Source organism: Burkholderia sp. BCC0419 (genome assembly GCF_902830285.1).
GTDB lineage: Bacteria > Pseudomonadota > Gammaproteobacteria > Burkholderiales > Burkholderiaceae > Burkholderia.
The window spans coordinates 151,777-168,240 of sequence record NZ_CADESR010000011.1 but is presented as its reverse complement, the minus strand read 5'-3'; the positions used below and the strand labels follow the sequence as shown (position 1 = coordinate 168,240).

Annotated in this window: 14 protein-coding genes; 5 read left to right on the top strand and 9 right to left on the bottom strand. The window is 68.2% G+C overall.

Going from position 1 to position 16,464, the window contains the following annotated elements; all coding sequences use genetic code 11:
• Window positions 1–36: 36 nt before the first annotated feature.
• Window positions 37–1,524 carry a sigma 54-interacting transcriptional regulator gene (locus HWW87_RS32590; RefSeq protein WP_175823747.1) on the bottom strand — a complete coding sequence of 496 codons (1,488 nt, stop codon included), beginning with the start codon at window positions 1,522–1,524 and terminating at the stop codon, window positions 37–39.
• 316 nt (window positions 1,525–1,840) lie between these two features.
• On the opposite strand from HWW87_RS32590, the gene HWW87_RS32585 reads away from it, so the two are divergent.
• The gene (locus HWW87_RS32585; RefSeq protein ID WP_174434517.1) at window positions 1,841–3,244 is read left to right on the top strand and encodes a GntP family permease; all 1,404 of its coding nucleotides are present in this window, start codon (window positions 1,841–1,843) and stop codon (window positions 3,242–3,244) included.
• 351 nt (window positions 3,245–3,595) lie between these two features.
• Window positions 3,596–3,847, top strand: coding sequence for a DUF4148 domain-containing protein (locus HWW87_RS32580; protein WP_175823746.1), 252 nt, complete (start codon window positions 3,596–3,598; stop codon window positions 3,845–3,847).
• 38 nt (window positions 3,848–3,885) lie between these two features.
• On the opposite strand, the gene HWW87_RS32575 is transcribed toward HWW87_RS32580, so the two are convergent.
• The 3 genes from HWW87_RS32575 to HWW87_RS32565 all read right to left on the bottom strand — a co-directional run bounded on the left by HWW87_RS32575 (window position 3,886) and on the right by HWW87_RS32565 (window position 6,502).
• Complete coding sequence (locus tag HWW87_RS32575) at window positions 3,886–5,481, bottom strand: thioredoxin family protein (protein WP_175823745.1); 1,596 nt, start codon at window positions 5,479–5,481, stop codon at window positions 3,886–3,888.
• 267 nt (window positions 5,482–5,748) lie between these two features.
• Complete coding sequence (locus HWW87_RS32570) at window positions 5,749–6,249, bottom strand: GNAT family N-acetyltransferase (RefSeq protein WP_175823744.1); 501 nt, start codon at window positions 6,247–6,249, stop codon at window positions 5,749–5,751.
• Between the two features lie 115 nt (window positions 6,250–6,364).
• On the bottom strand, window positions 6,365–6,502 hold the full coding sequence (locus HWW87_RS32565) for a hypothetical protein (protein WP_244107380.1): 138 nt from the start codon (window positions 6,500–6,502) through the stop codon (window positions 6,365–6,367).
• 342 nt (window positions 6,503–6,844) lie between these two features.
• On the opposite strand from HWW87_RS32565, the gene HWW87_RS32560 reads away from it, so the two are divergent.
• The 3 genes from HWW87_RS32560 (at window position 6,845) to HWW87_RS32550 (ending at window position 10,906) form a co-directional block, all read left to right on the top strand.
• Window positions 6,845–9,208, top strand: a complete 2,364-nt coding sequence (locus HWW87_RS32560) for a phospholipase C, phosphocholine-specific (RefSeq protein ID WP_175823743.1) — start codon at window positions 6,845–6,847, stop codon at window positions 9,206–9,208.
• 275 nt (window positions 9,209–9,483) lie between these two features.
• Window positions 9,484–9,753 carry a hypothetical protein gene (locus HWW87_RS32555; protein WP_174432843.1) on the top strand — a complete coding sequence of 90 codons (270 nt, stop codon included), beginning with the start codon at window positions 9,484–9,486 and terminating at the stop codon, window positions 9,751–9,753.
• Between the two features lie 157 nt (window positions 9,754–9,910).
• Window positions 9,911–10,906 carry a DedA family protein/thiosulfate sulfurtransferase GlpE gene (locus tag HWW87_RS32550; RefSeq protein WP_174432844.1) on the top strand — a complete coding sequence of 332 codons (996 nt, stop codon included), beginning with the start codon at window positions 9,911–9,913 and terminating at the stop codon, window positions 10,904–10,906.
• A 54-nt stretch (window positions 10,907–10,960) separates the two neighbouring features.
• Here the strand turns inward: HWW87_RS32550 and HWW87_RS32545 are convergent, their stop codons facing one another.
• From HWW87_RS32545 to HWW87_RS32525, 5 genes are all read right to left on the bottom strand, one after another.
• Entirely contained in the window at window positions 10,961–12,433 is a 1,473-nt protein-coding gene (locus HWW87_RS32545; RefSeq protein WP_175823742.1) for an OprD family outer membrane porin, read from the bottom strand.
• Between the two features lie 165 nt (window positions 12,434–12,598).
• Window positions 12,599–13,618 carry an oligopeptide/dipeptide ABC transporter ATP-binding protein gene (locus HWW87_RS32540; RefSeq protein ID WP_175823741.1) on the bottom strand — a complete coding sequence of 340 codons (1,020 nt, stop codon included), beginning with the start codon at window positions 13,616–13,618 and terminating at the stop codon, window positions 12,599–12,601.
• Window positions 13,615–14,607: an ABC transporter ATP-binding protein gene (locus HWW87_RS32535; RefSeq protein WP_175823740.1), complete on the bottom strand. Its 993-nt coding sequence runs from the start codon at window positions 14,605–14,607 to the stop codon at window positions 13,615–13,617. Before HWW87_RS32535 ends, HWW87_RS32540 begins: the two co-directional genes overlap by 4 nt.
• Window positions 14,608–14,609: 2 nt before the next feature.
• Window positions 14,610–15,512, bottom strand: coding sequence for an ABC transporter permease subunit (locus HWW87_RS32530; RefSeq protein ID WP_174432848.1), 903 nt, complete (start codon window positions 15,510–15,512; stop codon window positions 14,610–14,612).
• Window positions 15,513–15,525: 13 nt separating this feature from the next.
• Window positions 15,526–16,464, bottom strand: coding sequence for an ABC transporter permease subunit (locus tag HWW87_RS32525; RefSeq protein WP_050013372.1), 939 nt, complete (start codon window positions 16,462–16,464; stop codon window positions 15,526–15,528).

Below are 16,464 nucleotides of genomic sequence, written 5' to 3'. Positions count from 1 at the left end.
GCGTTACATCGCGCCGCATCGGCATCGCCGATCGGCCTACCGGTCGATACCGAGCGCCGCCAGTTTCTTGTACAGCGTCGCGCGGCCGATGCCGATACGCGCGGCCGCTTCAACGACCTTCCCGTCACAGGCCGCCAGCGCATCGGTCAGGAACTGGCGCTCCCACACGGCCAGCGCATCGGCATACGAAGCGGCCGGCGCACCGGATGCCGTCAACGCATCGCCCGCGCGCTGCTCGGCCGGCACCGCGGCAACCCGCTGCGCCGGCGCCGCACCGTCCGGCGAGATGCGCACCGGCCCGAGAAACGGCGCGAGCGCGCGCGCATCGATCACCGAACGGTCCGACAGCATCAGCGCGCGTTCGAGCGTATTGCGCAACTCGCGCACGTTGCCGGGCCACGGATACCCGCACAGCATCCGCAGCGCATCGTCGGTCAGCTCGCAGTGCGCGGCGCGCCCGTGCTGCGCCGCCAGCTCCTCGAGCGTCGCGTAGACGAGCGCCGCGATGTCGGATGCGCGCTCGCGCAGCGGCGGCGCGTGGATCGTCAGCACGTTCAGCCGGTAATAGAGATCCGCGCGAAACCGCCCGGCTGCCACGAGCGCCGGCAGGTCGGCCGACGTGGCGGCGATGATGCGCACGTCTGCGCGCACGATCCGGTTCGAGCCAACCGGCTCGAACTCCTTGTCCTGCAGCACACGCAGCAGCTTGCCCTGCAACGGCAGCGGCATGTCGCCGATCTCGTCGAGAAACAGCGTGCCGCGATCGGCCAGCTCGAATTTGCCGACGCGCCCCTTGCGATCGGCACCGGTGTACGCGCCGGGCGCCGCGCCGAAGAATTCGGTTTCGAGCAGCGTGTCGGGAATCGCCGCGACGTTGACGGTCACGAGCGGCTGGAGCGCACGCGCCGACGCCGCGTGAATCGCGTGGGCGAGCAGCTCCTTGCCGGTGCCCGTCTCGCCGAGCAGCAGCACCGGCGAATCGACCTGCGCCGCGCGGCGCGCCTGGCGCTTGGTCTCGAGGCTCGCGGCACTCGTGCCGACGAAGCTCGCGAACGTGTATTTCGCGCGGCGCGCCTGCGCGAGCGAGCGCTGCGTCGCGATCAGTTGCTGCTGAAGCTGCGCGTAGCGGGAAAAAATCGGCGTGAGCGTCTTCAGCTGGTCGAACAGCGCGAAGCCGATCGCGCCGACCGTCTCGCCGGCCTCGTTCTTCAACGGCAGGCGCGTGACGACGAGCGGCTCGCGGCCTGTCTCCATGATGTCGAGCAGGATCGGCTGCCCGGTCGACACGACCTCGCGCATCAGGCTGTTCGGGATCACGGCCTCGCAATCGAGGCCGACGGCCTGCTGCGGATCGGCGAAACCGAAGCGTGCCGCGTAACGCTCGTTCATCCACACGACGCGCGCGTCGCGATCGACGACCACCGTGCCCGCACTCGAATCCTCGAAGGTCCGGAACAGCGACTCGGCGGCGCGCCGCAGCACGTCGCCGTAGTTGACGGGCAGGCGGGCCCAGTCGTTCATCATCGTGTCGTCGTCTCCGTGTATCGTCGGCCGGATGTCTCCGGAACGAGACGGATTATCCCATTCTGGAGACACGCCGCAATGCGTTGTCCGGGAAAGCCCTGCACGATTTCGAGGGTTGACCGGATGGCCAAAACGTCTCCGGATGGAGACGTTTTATGTAGAATCGTCAGACCTACACCGGCGCGGGCCCGCCGGCGGCCGGCGGACCCATGTCCGGCGGCGCAATCCGGCCGATGGCACGAAACCTGCACGAACCTGAGCTGGTCCGCGGCGCGCCGCGCGATCGAACAACAACCAAAGCCATTAGGAGACTCCCTTGTCTTTCGTGATCGTCCTCGCCGCGCTGGCGTTCCTGATGTACGCCGCGTATCGCGGCTACAGCGTGATCCTGTTCGCGCCCATCGCCGCGCTCGGCGCGGTGCTCCTGACCGAACCCGCCGCCGTCGCACCGGTCTTCTCCGGCATCTTCATGGAGAAGATGGTCGGCTTCGTCAAACTGTATTTCCCGGTATTCATGCTCGGCGCGGTGTTCGGCAAGGTGATCGAACTGTCCGGTTTCTCCGAGTCGATCGTCCATGCCGCGATCCGCTACATCGGCCGCTCGCGCGCGAATGCGGTGATCGTCGCGGTGTGCGCGCTGCTCACCTATGGCGGCGTGTCGCTGTTCGTCGTGGTGTTCGCGGTCTATCCGTTCGCGGCCGAACTCTATCGCCAGAGCAACATCCCGAAACGGCTGATGCCCGGCGCGATCGCGCTCGGCGCGTTCTCGTTCACGATGGATTCGCTGCCCGGCACGCCGCAGATCCAGAACATCATCCCGACCACGTTCTTCAAGACGACCGCCTGGGCCGCGCCCGTGCTCGGCACGATCGGCTCGCTGTTCATCGTCGTCGTTGGCCTCACGTATCTGGAATGGCGCCGCCGCTCGGCAATGGCGAAGGGCGAAGGCTACGGCACGTCGCTCGTCAACGAGCCGGAGCGCGTCGAGGCGACGTCGCTGCCGCACCCGGCGCTGGCGATCCTGCCGCTGGTCCTCGTCGGCGTGTCGAACTTCGCGTTCACGAAGCTGGTCCCGCAGTGGTACGGCGCCGCGTCGTACACGGTCGCGCCGGACGTGCTGCCGGGCGTGCACACGCCGGTGACGACGTCGATCAAGACCGTCGTCGCGATCTGGTCGGTCGAGGCCGCGCTGCTGCTCGGCATCGTGCTGGTCGTGCTGACCGCGTTCAAGCGCGTCAGCGACCGCTTCGCGGCCGGCTCGAAAGCCGCCGTCGGCGGCGCGCTGCTCGCCGCGATGAACACCGCGTCGGAATACGGCTTCGGTGGCGTGATCGCAGCACTGCCCGGCTTTCTCGTCGTCGGCGATGCGCTGAAGAGCATCCCGAACCCGCTCGTCAACGCAGCCGTGTCGGTCAGCTCGCTCGCCGGCATCACGGGCTCGGCGTCGGGCGGCATGAGCATCGCGCTCGCCGCGATGTCGGACGTGTTCATCAAGGGCGCGCAGGCCGCCAACATCCCGATGGACGTATTGCACCGGGTCGTCGCGATGGCGAGCGGCGGCATGGATACGCTGCCGCACAACGGCGCGGTCATCACGCTGCTCGCGGTCACGGGCCTCACGCACCGCGAGTCGTATCGCGACATCTTCGCGGTCACCATCATCAAGACGCTCGCAGTGTTCTTCGTGATCGCCGTGTACTACGCGACGGGGCTCGTGTAAGCCTTGGCATCAGGGCGGCGTTTCGTACAAGCCGCCTTCCCGTCTTTCAAGATCGGACCGCATGCGCACCGGAACGGATTCCGGAATGCGCATCCGGTCCGATTTCATTTCCCTGCCCGCCGAATCAAGATCCAATCCACACGGCCGCGCTTGCACGCGCTTGCACGCGCGTGGGCCTGCCCGGGCCATTACGCGGCCTCCGCCCCAACCCATTGTTGCCGGCAGCAAAACACTGCGTTGGGCGCAATCGCATTTTTCGCGCGCCCGCCCCGGCCTACACTGGTTTCAACGTCGCGCGGCGCTTCAACGAACGAAGCGCCGCGATTCACCGGAATCGTGGAGGTCCCGATCATGAAGCGCCTGATCCAAACCGTTGCCATCGCCCTGGCCGTCTCGGCCCCGTTCGCCGCGCAGGCCCAGTCGAACCAGCCGCTTACGCGCGCGCAGGTCCACGCCGAAGTCAAGGCGCTCAAGCAGGCCGGCTTCCAGTCGAGCGACTGGTTCTATCCGGCCAGCATCGTATCCGCCGAAGCGAAGATCGCCGGCCAGCACGACGCCGGATACGGCAGCGAGCGCGGCGCGTCGTCGGAGTCGGGCCGGTAATCCATCGTCGGCCCGCTCGACGATCCCTCCCCGCGTCGTTACGCCTTCACGGGCTGGATCAGCTTCGCGCACGCCGCCGCCTGCGGATCGCCCGCCGGCAGCTTCCCGCACACGCCGTCGAACTGCTTCACGACCGACCTGACTGACGCATCGTGCGCGCCGCTGCCGCGCCAGCGGTTCAGTTGCGTGACGACCTTGGTCAGCGCGCGCAGGTTCGCGCCGTAGAACGCGTCCCGGGTCTTGTCGGCCTGCGCGAGCACGCTGGCGGCAATCCCTTCGATGCGCGCCGAATCGTTCGGCGCCAGTTCAACCGCATTCGCGAAGTAAGTCGCGCCCCAGCGCAGCTTCGTCGCCGGCCCGCTCGCCGAGTCGTATGCCTTGCGATACCAGTCGAGCGCGGCGGCCTTGTCGCCGCGCGCCTTCGCGTTCGCGGCCAGCCCCGACATGAAGTAGTACGGCGTGGACGAACGTGGCAACTCCGCCTTCAGCAACGCATCCGATTCGTCGTACAGCCCCGCGTCGGTCAGCGTGTCCGCGCCTTCGCTGACGAGCGCCTGCCGCTCGTACGCATTCGCCGCACCCTGCACCGACGCGGCGATCTGCTTGCGCGCGGTATCGGCCAGCGCCGGTGCGGCGGGCGGTGCGCCGTTGCGCGCGCCGCCGCGCGCGAGCAGCACGCGGCCATGCAGCGCCATCAGCCTGTCGATCGACGACAGCGTGCCGTCGGTCGACAGGCGCGCCAGCGCCGTGTCGTATGCGCCGCGCAGCTTCGTGCGCTGCGCGTCGTCGCCGCCGAGATACGCGACCACGCGCGCGGGCGCCGCGACCAGCACGTCCGAATCGGCCCGCGACAGCGCGGGATCGTGCAGCACCGTGCGCAGCGAATCGGCAAGCGCGGCCTTGTCGAGCGCACCGGCCTGCGTCGGGTCGTCCGATGCGGCGACCACCGCCGACTTCAGCGCGAAACGCGCCGATTCGGCTTTCGCACCGGCTGCCCGCGCGCGTTGCGCGAGCGACTGCAGCGTCTCGGCGACGCGATCGGCCGGCACCGGCAGCGCGCCGTCGGTATCCCATGAATAGTCGGCCAGCAGGCGCCATTCGTCCGGCGTCAGCGCAGCGCCGTTCTTCAGCGCCGTCGCGAGCGTCTGCCGCACCGGATGCGCGGCCGTCATCCCGAGCGACAGCGCCTGCATGTAGCGGTCGAGATCGGCTTCGCCGGGCAGCCGCGTCACTTCGGTGCCGTCGGGGCGGAACAGGATCATCGTCGGATAGCCGTGCACCTTGAAACGCTCGCCGAGCTTCTGCGCGCTTTCGGTATCGCCGTCGAGATACACGGGCACGAAGAACGACGAACGCGTCTTGAATGCCTGCTGGCTGAAGATCGTCGACTTCACCTGGTTGCACGACGGGCACCATACCGCGCCCCAGTACAGCAGCAGCGGCTTGCCCTCGCGCTTCGCGAGCGCGAACGCGGCATCGACGTCGCCGTGTTGCCACGCGATGCCGGGCGGCAGGTGCGCACCGTCGGGCGATGCGCTCGCCACCGGGGCGCCCGCGGGCGCGGCAGCGGCCAGCGCCGCACCGGCGGCAGCGAACAGGCAGGCGGCGGTGAGATTGCGGAGAACGGTTTTCATCGAAGCGGGTTCCGTTGAAAGAGACGGTTTCAGGGCGATGCCGCGCACGCAACGCGGGCCGTGATGCGATGACGATGAGGCCGGCCGACATGCCGCGTCGCGCATGCATCGATACGGAAAAACGAAGCCGGCCGCGGCGACCGGCAAATCGTTCGACGATACGACGGGTACAGCCGAAGGAAAACGAACGAATTCTCGATTGAATATGACGCGCGGCGGCGCGGGCGGGCGGGCGCGTGTGCCGTCACATCCGCGACGGCCGGCCGTTCACTGCCGCGCCTTGAGCCTGGCCATGTGATACACGGACGCATGCACGCCGTCGCGCAACGCGTAATCCGGCGATTCGCCTTCGATGCGGAAACCGTGTTTCTCGTAGAGCGCGATCGCCGCGCGGTTGTCGGTGAACACGGTCAGCTCGAGACGCGTGATGTTCAGCCAGTTCTCCGCGAGATCGATCGCGGCCGCGAGCAGCCGGCCGCCGATGCCGCGCCCGTGACGGGCCGCGTCGACCATCATGCCGAGCGCCGCCGCGTGGCGCCGGCGCGGATTCGGCTCGGGATGCAGGCCGAGATGGCCGACCACCGTGCCGTCGATTTCGGCGACGAGGCTCACGCCGTGCTCGTGCACGGTGTCGAGCCGCTTCTGCCATTTTTCGAGCGACGGAAACGGCTGCTGCAACGTATTCATGTACACCGCGGGATGCGCGGCGATCTGCCGGATCGCGTCGACGTCGTGCGTCTCGCTGTGCCGGATTCTGATATCGGTCATGGGTGGGCCGGTTCCGAAAAATCGCGCCGAAGGCGCGGACTGCGCAGGCGCGCAGCAATGCATCGAGCTTAGCCGATTTCACGCATTTGAAACACGGGTGTCACGCCGTCGCCCGTCAGGTTGCATCCGCAACGAAACGCGCTCGCGCCATCCACGCAAAATCCGGAAAATTCTGACCGGTCACGCCTGCGACGATCGGTAATTTCTTACCGTTTTCAGCCTCGCATTCGCGCTTGAACGAATCGTTGCGCACGCAACGTCACGCGCGCGACACGCGATGTCATTTCTTCATCACGTCGACGTCATGTCGCCTCCCTAGACTGGGCACCGCCCCAACCCGGCATGCGCCGGGCCGGCGTGTGCTGACACCTGCCCCGCGCATCACGAGCGCGCGGCGCGCGGGATCGCCACGACGAGGCCGCGGTATCCGCGCGACGTCGCGCGTCAGGCGTGTCAGGCGCGATGCGCGCACCGCCGCGATACGCATCCGATGCCCCGAACGTGCACGCATCGCGGACCGTCCGGGAGCGGGACGACGCCCGCGCACCCCCAGACGAATTCACGAACGCTTCCCCCCTCACAGGATCCGAACGCCATGACGTCACGCCGCAAATTCCTTCAGCAGACCGCCGGCTCCGGCCTCGCCGCCGCCGCGCTGTCCGCGTTTCCGCCGAGCATCCGCCGCGCGCTCGCCATTCCCGCCTTCCACGAAACGGGGACCATCCAGGACGTCAAGCACGTCGTGCTGCTGATGATGGAGAACCGTGCGTTCGACAGCTACTTCGGCACGTTCAAGGGCGTGCGCGGCTATGGCGACCGCTTCGCGGTGCCGTCGCCGAACGGCCGCGACGTGTTCTATCAGGCGTACACGAAGGCGACACCCGCCGCGACCGTGACGCCGTATCACCTCGACGCGCGCCAGGGCAACGCGCAGCGCGCGGGCGGCACGCCTCACACGTGGGCCGATTCGCAGGCCGCGTGGGACCACGGCCGGATGAACCGCTGGCCCGACGCGAAGACGCCGCTGTCGATGGGCTATTACGACGCGGCCGAAGTGCCGTTCCAGCGCGCGCTCGCCGATGCGTTCACGCTGTGCGACCACTACCACTGCGGGATGCACACGGGCACGATCGCGAACCGCCTGTTCTACTGGAGCGGCACCAACGGCCCGAACGGCATCAGCCCGGCCGACGGCAACCGCGTGAAGATCGCCGCGCTGAACAACCAGTTCAACGGCGGCAACGACATCGGCCCGTCGAGCCAGGGCTGGACCTGGACGACCTATGCCGACCGGCTGCAACAGGCGGGCGTGAACTGGAAGGTCTACCAGAGCCTGATCGACAACTTCGGCTGCAACGAGATGATGAGCTTCCGCCACTGGCGCGCGGCGATCGAGCAGATGCCGGCCGCGCGCCGGCCCGCGTACGTCGCGTCGACCGACATCACGCAGCCGGTGACGGCGGCCGGCGCGTTCTACGACCCCGCGATCGACGATCCGCTGAGCCCGCTCGCGAAGGGCTTCGGCAACACGATGCCGTACGGCTTTCTCGAAACGTTCCGCGACGACATCCGCAACGGCAAGCTGCCGGAAGTGTCGTGGATCATCCCGCCGTCCGCGTACAGCGAACACCCGGGGCCGTCGAGCCCCGCGCAGGGCGGCTGGTACGTGCAGGCCGTGCTCGACGCGCTGACGGCGAACCCGGAGGTCTGGAGCAAGACCGTGCTGCTGGTCAACTACGACGAGAACGACGGCTTCTTCGACCACATGCCGTCGCCGGCCGTGCCGTCGCGCAACGCCGACGGCACGCTCGCGGGCGGCCATACGCTGTCGGCCGCCGACGTCGCGGTCGAGTACCACGACTTCACGCCGGCCACGTCGAGCCAGCCGGCGGCCGACGGTCGTCCGTACGGCCCGGGCCCGCGCGTGCCGATGTGGATCGTGTCGCCGTGGAGCCGCGGCGGCTGGGTCAACTCGCAGGTGTTCGACCATACGTCGACGCTGCGCTTCCTCGAAAAGCGCTTCGGCGTCGCGGAACCGCAGATCAGCGCGTACCGCCGCGCGGTGTGCGGCGACCTGACGAGCGCGTTCAACTTCCGCACGCCGAACAACGAGCCGCTGCCGACGCTCGCGGGCCGGACGACGAAAAGCCAGGTCGACGCGCTGAGCGCCGCGCAGCAAACCGCGCCGAAGATCGTGCCGCCCGCCACGCCCGCGCTGCCGACGCAGGCCACCGGCGTGCGCCCGTCGCGCGCGTTGCCGTACGAACTGCACGCGAGCGCACGCACCGATGCCGGCGCCGGCACGGTCACGCTGAAGTTCGCGAACACCGGCCGCGCCGCCGCCGTGTTTCACGTCTATGACAAGCTGCACCTCGACCGGCTGCCGCAGCGCTACGTCGTCGAGCCGGGCAAGACGCTGCACGGCGACTGGGCCGCGCGCGCCGACAATGGCGGTAAATATGACCTGTGGGTGCTCGGCCCGAACGGCTATCACCGCCGCTTCACCGGCGACCTGAGCCGGCTGGCCGGCGCTCGTGCGCCGCATCCGGAAGTACGCGTCGGCTATGCGGGCGCGAGCGGCAACCTCCACCTGCGGCTGCGCAACGACGGCGGCGGCACGGTGCGCTTCACGGTGAAGTCGAACCAGGTCTACGGGCCGCTGTCCGGGCGCGGCTCGAACGACGATCGCGGTCATGGCCACGGCAACGAGGACGGCAATAGCCAGGGCCACTATTACGGCAATGGCAACGGCATGGGCACGGGCACGACTTGGACCGTCACGGTGCGCGCCGGCGACCAGTCCGAACTGCACTGGAAGCTCGACTCGACCGGCCACTGGTACGACTTCATCGTCACCGCCGACAGCGACGCGAGCTTCTCGCGCCGCGTGGCCGGCCGCGTGGAAACCGGCCGCCACTCGGTCAGCGACCCGGCGATGGGGCTTGCCGACCGCTTCTGACGCCGCCGCGGCGACGCGCGGCGCAGCGCGTGTCGCCACCCACGCCGGCGTGGCCGCGAACGTCGCTCGGGTACCGGTTTCAGCCGGTGCCCGATCCGGCGGAGACGCCCGCCCGGCGCGGCTCAAACATCAGAAGGATCGGTGGTGCAGCCCTCATTTCACCCTCACGAAAATGCTCCGTGTCGCGGCCCGTTCGCGTTAAACTGCGCCAAGCTGTATTCAACAAAGACATCCTTGCCGCCACGGCTCCACGACACGATACGAGGATAGGTTCGATGCGCACTACCGGCTCATCCGGGGCAATGACCCTGCTCACCGAACACGACGCGACCGACGGCCGCCAACTGCGCTCGCTCCGGCTCGAAGCAACGAGCGACGGCAAGAGCGTGCTGCTGATCGAGATCGACGAACGCAAACCCGGCATCCACCGCGAGGTCCGCTACGAGATCACCCCGGCCGAACTGATCGCGGCGATCCGCTCGCATGGCGCCGAGCTACCCGGCGAAAACCACGGCGCCGCATCGCTCGCCCGTACGTCCTCCTGATGATTCCGAACGGTGAGCCGCGTGCAATGCGCCGGCTCACCCACATCTCCCTGCCGCCGTCAGGCGCTTTGCGTCATTCCCGCCGCTGCATTGAAAAAGGCCGATAATCGGCCCATCTGCCTTTCCCGCCCACGCGTTTCCTTTTCGGCCAGCCGTCATGCTCCTACGTGACCTCGTCGCCCAGTACGGGCCGCTTCTCGTGTTCGCCAACGTGCTCGCGGCGGCCATCGGCCTGCCGGTGCCCGCGATGCCGACGCTCGTGCTGTTCGGCGCGATGTCCGCGATGCATCCGGCGATGATCGGCTCGCAGCTCGTGACGGTCGTGGTGCTGTCGGTGCTCGGCGCGCTGATCGGCGACACGGTCTGGTACGTCGCCGGGCGGCGTTACGGCGGCACGACGCTGAAGACGATCTGCCGGCTGTCGCTGTCGCGCGATACCTGCGTGAAAAAGACCGAACGCTTCTTCGGCCGCTACGGCGTGCGCGTGCTCGCGGTCGCGCGCTTCATTCCGGGGTTGTCGCTGGTGTCGGTGCCGATGGCCGGTGCGCTCGGCACGCGCTATCGCACGTTCGCCGGCTACGACGCACTCGGCGCCGCGCTGTGGACGATCGTCGGGCTGCTGGCCGGCCTCGTGTTCTACCGGCAGATCGACTGGCTGTTCGCCGGCGCGAGCCGTCTCGGCCGCGCGGTGCTGCTGGTGATCGTCGCGCTGCTCGCGGTCTATGCGGCCGTGCGGTGGATGCGCCGCCGCGCGCTGATCCGCCAGCTCGCGAACGCGCGGATCGGCGTCGACGAGCTCGACGTGCTGCTGCGCGACACCACCGCCCCGGTGGTGCTCGACGTCCGCTCGCCCGAGCATCGCAAGCTCGACCCGTTCACGATTCCCGGTGCGCAGTTCGCCGACGAGCGCCAGATCGGCGACATCGTCGCGCGCTATCCGCTCACACAGAAGTTCGTCGTGTTTTGCTCGTGCCCGAACGAGGTGACGGCCGCGCTGATGGCGAAGCGCCTGCTCGATGCAGGCTTCACCGATGCGCTCGCGCTGCGCGGCGGCCTCGACGCATGGCGCGATACGGGCCGCCAGCTCACGTCGCTGGTGGAAGAAACGCCCGCCGCGAACGATCCGGTCGCGGGCTGGCACAAGCCGGCCTGATCGCACCGATCGCAGGCCGGCCGTGCGAGACAGGGGGCGTTGCGCCCCCTTCGCTCAGAACGCGTGCAGCGGCAGGTTCACGACCAGACGATACTCGGTGTTCGTCGCGTCCGAGTAATGCGCCGAACCGGCGTGCCACATCGCGATGAACGTGACCTTCGTGTTCTTCAGCTTGCCGCTCTGGAACGTGTACGACGGGATGAAGCCGAACTCGTGGTGACGGCCCTGCACCGGCGCGCCGTTGCTCCAGTAGATGCTCGACTTGCTCGGGTCGTTCGCCGCGCCGGCGCTGCCGTCCGCACCCCAGCCCGTCACGCCCCACACCATCGCCTTGAAGCCCGGCAGGCCCGCTTCCTTGCCGTAGAACGTGTAACGCAGCTGCAGCGATTTTTCGTGCGGCGCGTTGTAGTCGACGTCCATCGAGTTGGTCAGGAAGATGCCGTTCGTTTCGTTCAGGTAGTCGAAGAACTGGTCGCCGAGCACCTGCTGGAAGCCGAGCAGCAGCTCGTGCGGGCCGTGCTGCGCGGCCAGCGACAGGCTGTACGCGTTGTTGTTGATCTTGCCCTGCAGCGCATCGCCCGTGTCGTGCGTCGAGTAGACGTTGCCGAAGCCGGTCCACTTGATCGTCTGCGGGCTGCCGATGCTGTGCTTCACCGACGCATAGTACTGGTGCCACACGTCGTCGGCCTGGTTCGCGTACAGCGCGACTTCGCCGTTCGGCGAGTAGTCCCACGTGCCGCCGACATACGACAGGCGATTGATGCGCGTGCCGCCATACTGCGTCGTCAGGTTGGTGAGCGTCGTATGGCCGCGTGCGTCGGTCTTCGTGAAGCTGCCGGCCTCGAGCATCACGTTCTTGAATTCATTGCTGACGAGCGTCGCGCCGAGGAACGTCGGCGGCAGCGCGCGGTTGTCGTGCTGCTCCATGAACGGGTTGTCGACGGCCTGCAGACCGTACTTGACCACCGTGTTCGAGATGCGCGCCTTGATGTCGTAGATGCCCGGATAGGCCCACGCCAGTTGGTTACCACCGCCGCCGCCCTTCGCGATGTGCACCATGCTGCCGGCGCCCTGGCCGCCGTCGAGCTTCAGCGCCGCATACAACGACGCATCGAAGCCGATCCCGATCAGGCCGGTCGTATAGCCCGACTCGAAGTTCGCCATCGCGCCCTGGACCCACGCATGGCGATGCGGCCCGCCCTTGTTGTCGAGCACGTCCGCATAGTTGCGGAACAGGAAGTCGAGATGGCTGTCGGCGATGAAGCCGTTCGATTTCGACTGCGCCGACGGCTCGTCGGGCGGCGTGACGGCCTGGGTCGCCTCGGCGTTGACAATGGCGTTCGGGGTCGTTGCCTGCGCAACCGATGTGCCCGATCCGGCAGCCGGTGCGGCCTGCGCGACCGTCAGCGGCGCGGGGGCCGCGTCGTCGGCGTGCGCGACGCCCGTCAGCGAGACGCCGGCGAGCGCCGGTAGTCCCCATGCAAGCAGCATCTTCGATGCCGTCCCGATCGTCTTCTGTTTTTTCATCGTCATTCTCGTCTTGTGTTGATATCGTCCACGCCGGTTGCGATCCGCTTCCAGCCCCCCGGCGAGCCCGGCTAAGGACGCGCCTGTACCCGCGGCGCGAAGATCGTTCGCGCCGCACCTACCCCTGTTGACCTGCCTTGGTTATGTTTGCTGCGTCACGTCACATCACGCCGCGCCCGCGCGGATGCACGCGACGCGCGCCGCCGACCCCTGCCGCACTTCCGGCAGCGGCACGTCCTGCGCGCACGCGTCGATCGCGACCGGGCAGCGCGTGCGGAACGCGCAGCCGGACGGCGGGTTGAGCGGCGAGGGCATCTCGCCCGCCAGCAGCATCGGGCGGCGAGCACGCTCGCGCGCCGGCTCCGGCGTCGGCGCCGCATCGAGCAGCGCCTTCGTGTACGGGTGTTGCGGCACGCCGTACACGTCATGCCGCGTGCCGAACTCCATCACGCGGCCGAGATACATCACGAGCACGCGCTGGCTGATGGCCTTCACCACCGCCAGGTCGTGCGCGACGAACAGATAGGACAACGACAGATCGCGCTGCAGGTCGCGTAGCAGGTTCACGATCTGCGCCTGGATCGACACGTCGAGCGCCGACACAGGCTCGTCGCAGATCACGAGCTTCGGCTCGCTGATCAGCGCACGCGCAATGCCGACGCGCTGGCACTGCCCGCCGGAGAATTCATGCGGATAACGCAGCAGGTGATGCGCGTTCAGGCCGACGCGTTCGAGCATCGAGATCACGCGGCGGCGCACTTCGGTACGGCCGAGGCCCGGCTGGTGCGTGACGAGCGGCTCCGCGACGACCTGCTCGATCGTCATGCGCGGATCGAGCGACGCGAGCGGATCCTGGAAGATCATCTGTACTTCGCGCCGCATCGCGGTGCCGCGCAGGTGATCGGGCGCCACGGCCTGGCCGCGCCATTTCACGGTGCCGGCCGTCATCGGCACGAGGCCGATCAACGCCCGCGCGAGCGTCGATTTCCCGCAGCCCGATTCGCCGACGAGCCCGACCGTCTCGCCGCGCTTGACGTCGAACGACACGCCGTCGACCGCGCGCAGCGTGCCCTTCGGCGACCACGGATAGCCGCCGAGCGGCACGCGGAAATGCACCTTCAGATTGTCGACGGACAGCAGCGTGTCGTCCGTCGCGCCGGCTTGGCGGCGTTCATCGACGCTCATCGCAGACCTCCGATCAAATCGGCCACGGGCCGGTGGCACGCGCGCACCGCGTCCGCGGCGCCATAGGTTTCGAGCGCCGGGCGCTCGGCGCCGCAGCGTTCTTCCGCATACGTGCAGCGCTTCGCGAACGCGCAGCCGGCCGGCGCGCTGCCGGGCATCGGCGGGTTGCCGGGAATCGCGACGAGCGGCGCGTCGACCGCGTCGGTCAGGCGCGGCAGCGCGTTGAGCAGCCCGATCGTGTACGGATGCGACGGCGCCGCGAAGATCGATTCGGCCGGCGCGTATTCGACGGTGCGGCCCGCGTACATGACCATCACGTCGTCGGCGAGGCCGGCGACCACGCCCATGTCGTGCGTGATCAGCACGATCGCGGTGCCGCGCTCGCGATTCAGCTCGCGCAGCAGGTCGATGATCTGCGCCTGCACGGTCACGTCGAGCGCGGTGGTCGGCTCGTCGGCGATCAGGATTTCCGGCTCGGACAAGAGCGCCATCGCGATCATCACGCGCTGGCGCATGCCGCCCGAGAACTCGTGCGGATACATGCGGATGCGGCGCGCCGCATCGGGAATGCGCACCGACTCGAGCGCCTCGATCGCGCGCTTGATGGCTGCCTTGCGCGACAGCTTGCGATGCAGCTGCAGCGTCTCGGTCATCTGCCGCTCGATCGTCAGGAACGGATTGAGCGACGTCATCGGATCCTGGAAGATCATCGCGATCCGGTCGCCGCGCACCGCGTTCAGCGCGCGCGTATTCATGTCGAGCAGGTTGTCGCCGCGGTAGCGCGCCGTGCCGGTCGTCGTGCCGTTGCCGGCCAGCAGGCCGAGCAGCGCCATCACGGTCTGGCTCTTGCCCGAGCCCGATTCGCCGACGATGCCGAGCGTCTTGCCGGCTTCGAGCGAGAACGACACGCCGTTCACGGCGTCGATCGGCGGTGCATCCTTGCGCGTGAAGCGCACGCCGAGGTTGTCAACTTCCAGTAGAGCTGCCATCTTCAGCGATCCTTCGGGTCGAGCGCGTCACGCAGGCCGTCGCCGACGAAGTTCACGCAGTAGAGCGTCACGCACAGCATGACGGCCGGGGCCAGCAGCAGCCACGGCATCGATTCCAGTTTCTGCGCGCCGTCCTGGATCAGCACGCCCCAGCTCGTCATCGGCTCCTGCACGCCGAGACCGAGGAACGACAGCACCGATTCGGTCAGCACGATGTTCGGCACCGAGACCGTCGCGTACACGACGACCACGCCGAGCAGGTTCGGCACGATGTGGCGCCGCACGATCGACGCCGGCGACACGCCGATCGCGCGCGCCGCATCGACGAACTCGCGATTGCGCAGCGACAGCGTCTGGCCACGCACGACGCGCGCCATGTCGATCCACGAGAACGCGCTGATGGTCAGCACGACCAGCATGAACGAGCGGCCGAACAGGGTCATCATCAGGATCGCGATCAGCAGGTACGGGATCGCGTACATCATGTCGACGACGCGCATCATCACGGAGTCGACGCGGCCGCCCGCGAAGCCCGCGGTCGCGCCCCACGCGACGCCGAACAGGCCCGACACGAGCGTGCCGAGCAGGCCGACCTCGATCGATACGCGGCCGCCGATCAGCGTGCGCACGAGCAGGTCGCGGCCGAGTTCGTCGGTGCCGAGCCAGTGCTGGTTCGCCCAGGTCGGCGGCAGGCTGATGGAGCCCCAGTCGCTCGCGGCGGGATCGGCCGCGAGCAGCCACGGGCCGACGAAACATGCGAGCGTGATCAGCACCAGCAGCGCGAGGCTGAACAGCGCCGCGCGGTTGTGAAGGAAGCGCGCGAACGCGAGCTCGAGCGGCGAGCGCGAACGCGGCGGCGAATCGGTCTGCACGGGCAGGCCGACGGCGGGAGTGGTCGGAGTCATCGCTGTGCCTCGCTCAATAACGGATGCGCGGATCGAGCCACGCGTACGCGAGGTCGACCAGCAGGTTGAACAGCACCGCGAAGACGGTCGTCATCACGACGAGGCCGAGCACCAGCGTGTAGTCGCGGTTGATCGCGCCGTTCACGACGAGCTGCCCGACGCCCGGCAGCGCGAACACCGATTCGGTGACGACGGCCGCCGTGATCGACGTGATGCAGACCGTGCCGAACAGCGACACGACCGGCATCAGCGCGGGTTTCAGCGCGTGGCGCAGCACGATCGTCGAGCCCGGCAGGCCCTTGGCACGCGCGGTGCGGATGTAGTTGCTCGACAGCGTCTCGATCATCGAGCCGCGCATCACGCGTGCGAGCAGCGACACGTTGATGAGGGTCAGCAGTGCGATCGGCAGCAGCCGGTACTGCCAGCCGCCGTCGCCCCAGCCGCCGGCCGGCAGCCAGCCGTTGCCGGCCGACGTCTTCAGCAGGATCGCGAAGATCCACACCATGACGGGGCCGAGCACGAACGGCGGCACGACGTTGCCGAAGTTGCCGATCAGCATCACGAAGCGGTCGATCACGCTGTCGCGGCGCACGGCCGCGACGGTGCCGAGCAGCACGCCGAGCACGATCGAGATCGGGATCGACACGCCGCCCACGCCGAGGCTCACGGGCAGCGCCTTCTTCACGAGATCGTTCACCGACCAGTCGACGTAGCGGAACGACGGGCCGAGATCGCCGTGCAGCAGCGAGCCGAGATACAGCAGGTACTGCTTCCACAGCGGCTCGTCGAGGTGGTACTTCGCGTTCAGGTTCGCGAGCGTCGCGGCGGACAGCTGCTTCTCCGTATCGAACGGGCCGCCGGGTGTGAAATGCAGCAGCAGGTAGCAGACGGTGATGACCGCGAGGATCGTCGGCACCGCCCACAACGTGCGCCTCAATGCGTAGGCCAGCAT

What these genes read in the sequence shown, in the direction of transcription:
- HWW87_RS32590 (WP_175823747.1), bottom strand. Translation starts at nt 1,524, where the DNA reads ATGATGAACGACTGGGCCCGCCTGCCCGTCAACTACGGCGACGTGCTG.
- HWW87_RS32580 (WP_175823746.1), top strand. Translation starts at nt 3,596, where the DNA reads ATGAAGCGCCTGATCCAAACCGTTGCCATCGCCCTGGCCGTCTCGGCC.
- HWW87_RS32575 (WP_175823745.1), bottom strand. Translation starts at nt 5,481, where the DNA reads ATGAAAACCGTTCTCCGCAATCTCACCGCCGCCTGCCTGTTCGCTGCC.
- HWW87_RS32570 (WP_175823744.1), bottom strand. Translation starts at nt 6,249, where the DNA reads ATGACCGATATCAGAATCCGGCACAGCGAGACGCACGACGTCGACGCG.
- HWW87_RS32560 (WP_175823743.1), top strand. Translation starts at nt 6,845, where the DNA reads ATGACGTCACGCCGCAAATTCCTTCAGCAGACCGCCGGCTCCGGCCTC.
- HWW87_RS32555 (WP_174432843.1), top strand. Translation starts at nt 9,484, where the DNA reads ATGCGCACTACCGGCTCATCCGGGGCAATGACCCTGCTCACCGAACAC.
- HWW87_RS32550 (WP_174432844.1), top strand. Translation starts at nt 9,911, where the DNA reads ATGCTCCTACGTGACCTCGTCGCCCAGTACGGGCCGCTTCTCGTGTTC.
- HWW87_RS32545 (WP_175823742.1), bottom strand. Translation starts at nt 12,433, where the DNA reads ATGAAAAAACAGAAGACGATCGGGACGGCATCGAAGATGCTGCTTGCA.
- HWW87_RS32540 (WP_175823741.1), bottom strand. Translation starts at nt 13,618, where the DNA reads ATGAGCGTCGATGAACGCCGCCAAGCCGGCGCGACGGACGACACGCTG.
- HWW87_RS32535 (WP_175823740.1), bottom strand. Translation starts at nt 14,607, where the DNA reads ATGGCAGCTCTACTGGAAGTTGACAACCTCGGCGTGCGCTTCACGCGC.
- HWW87_RS32530 (WP_174432848.1), bottom strand. Translation starts at nt 15,512, where the DNA reads ATGACTCCGACCACTCCCGCCGTCGGCCTGCCCGTGCAGACCGATTCG.
- HWW87_RS32525 (WP_050013372.1), bottom strand. Translation starts at nt 16,464, where the DNA reads ATGCTGGCCTACGCATTGAGGCGCACGTTGTGGGCGGTGCCGACGATC.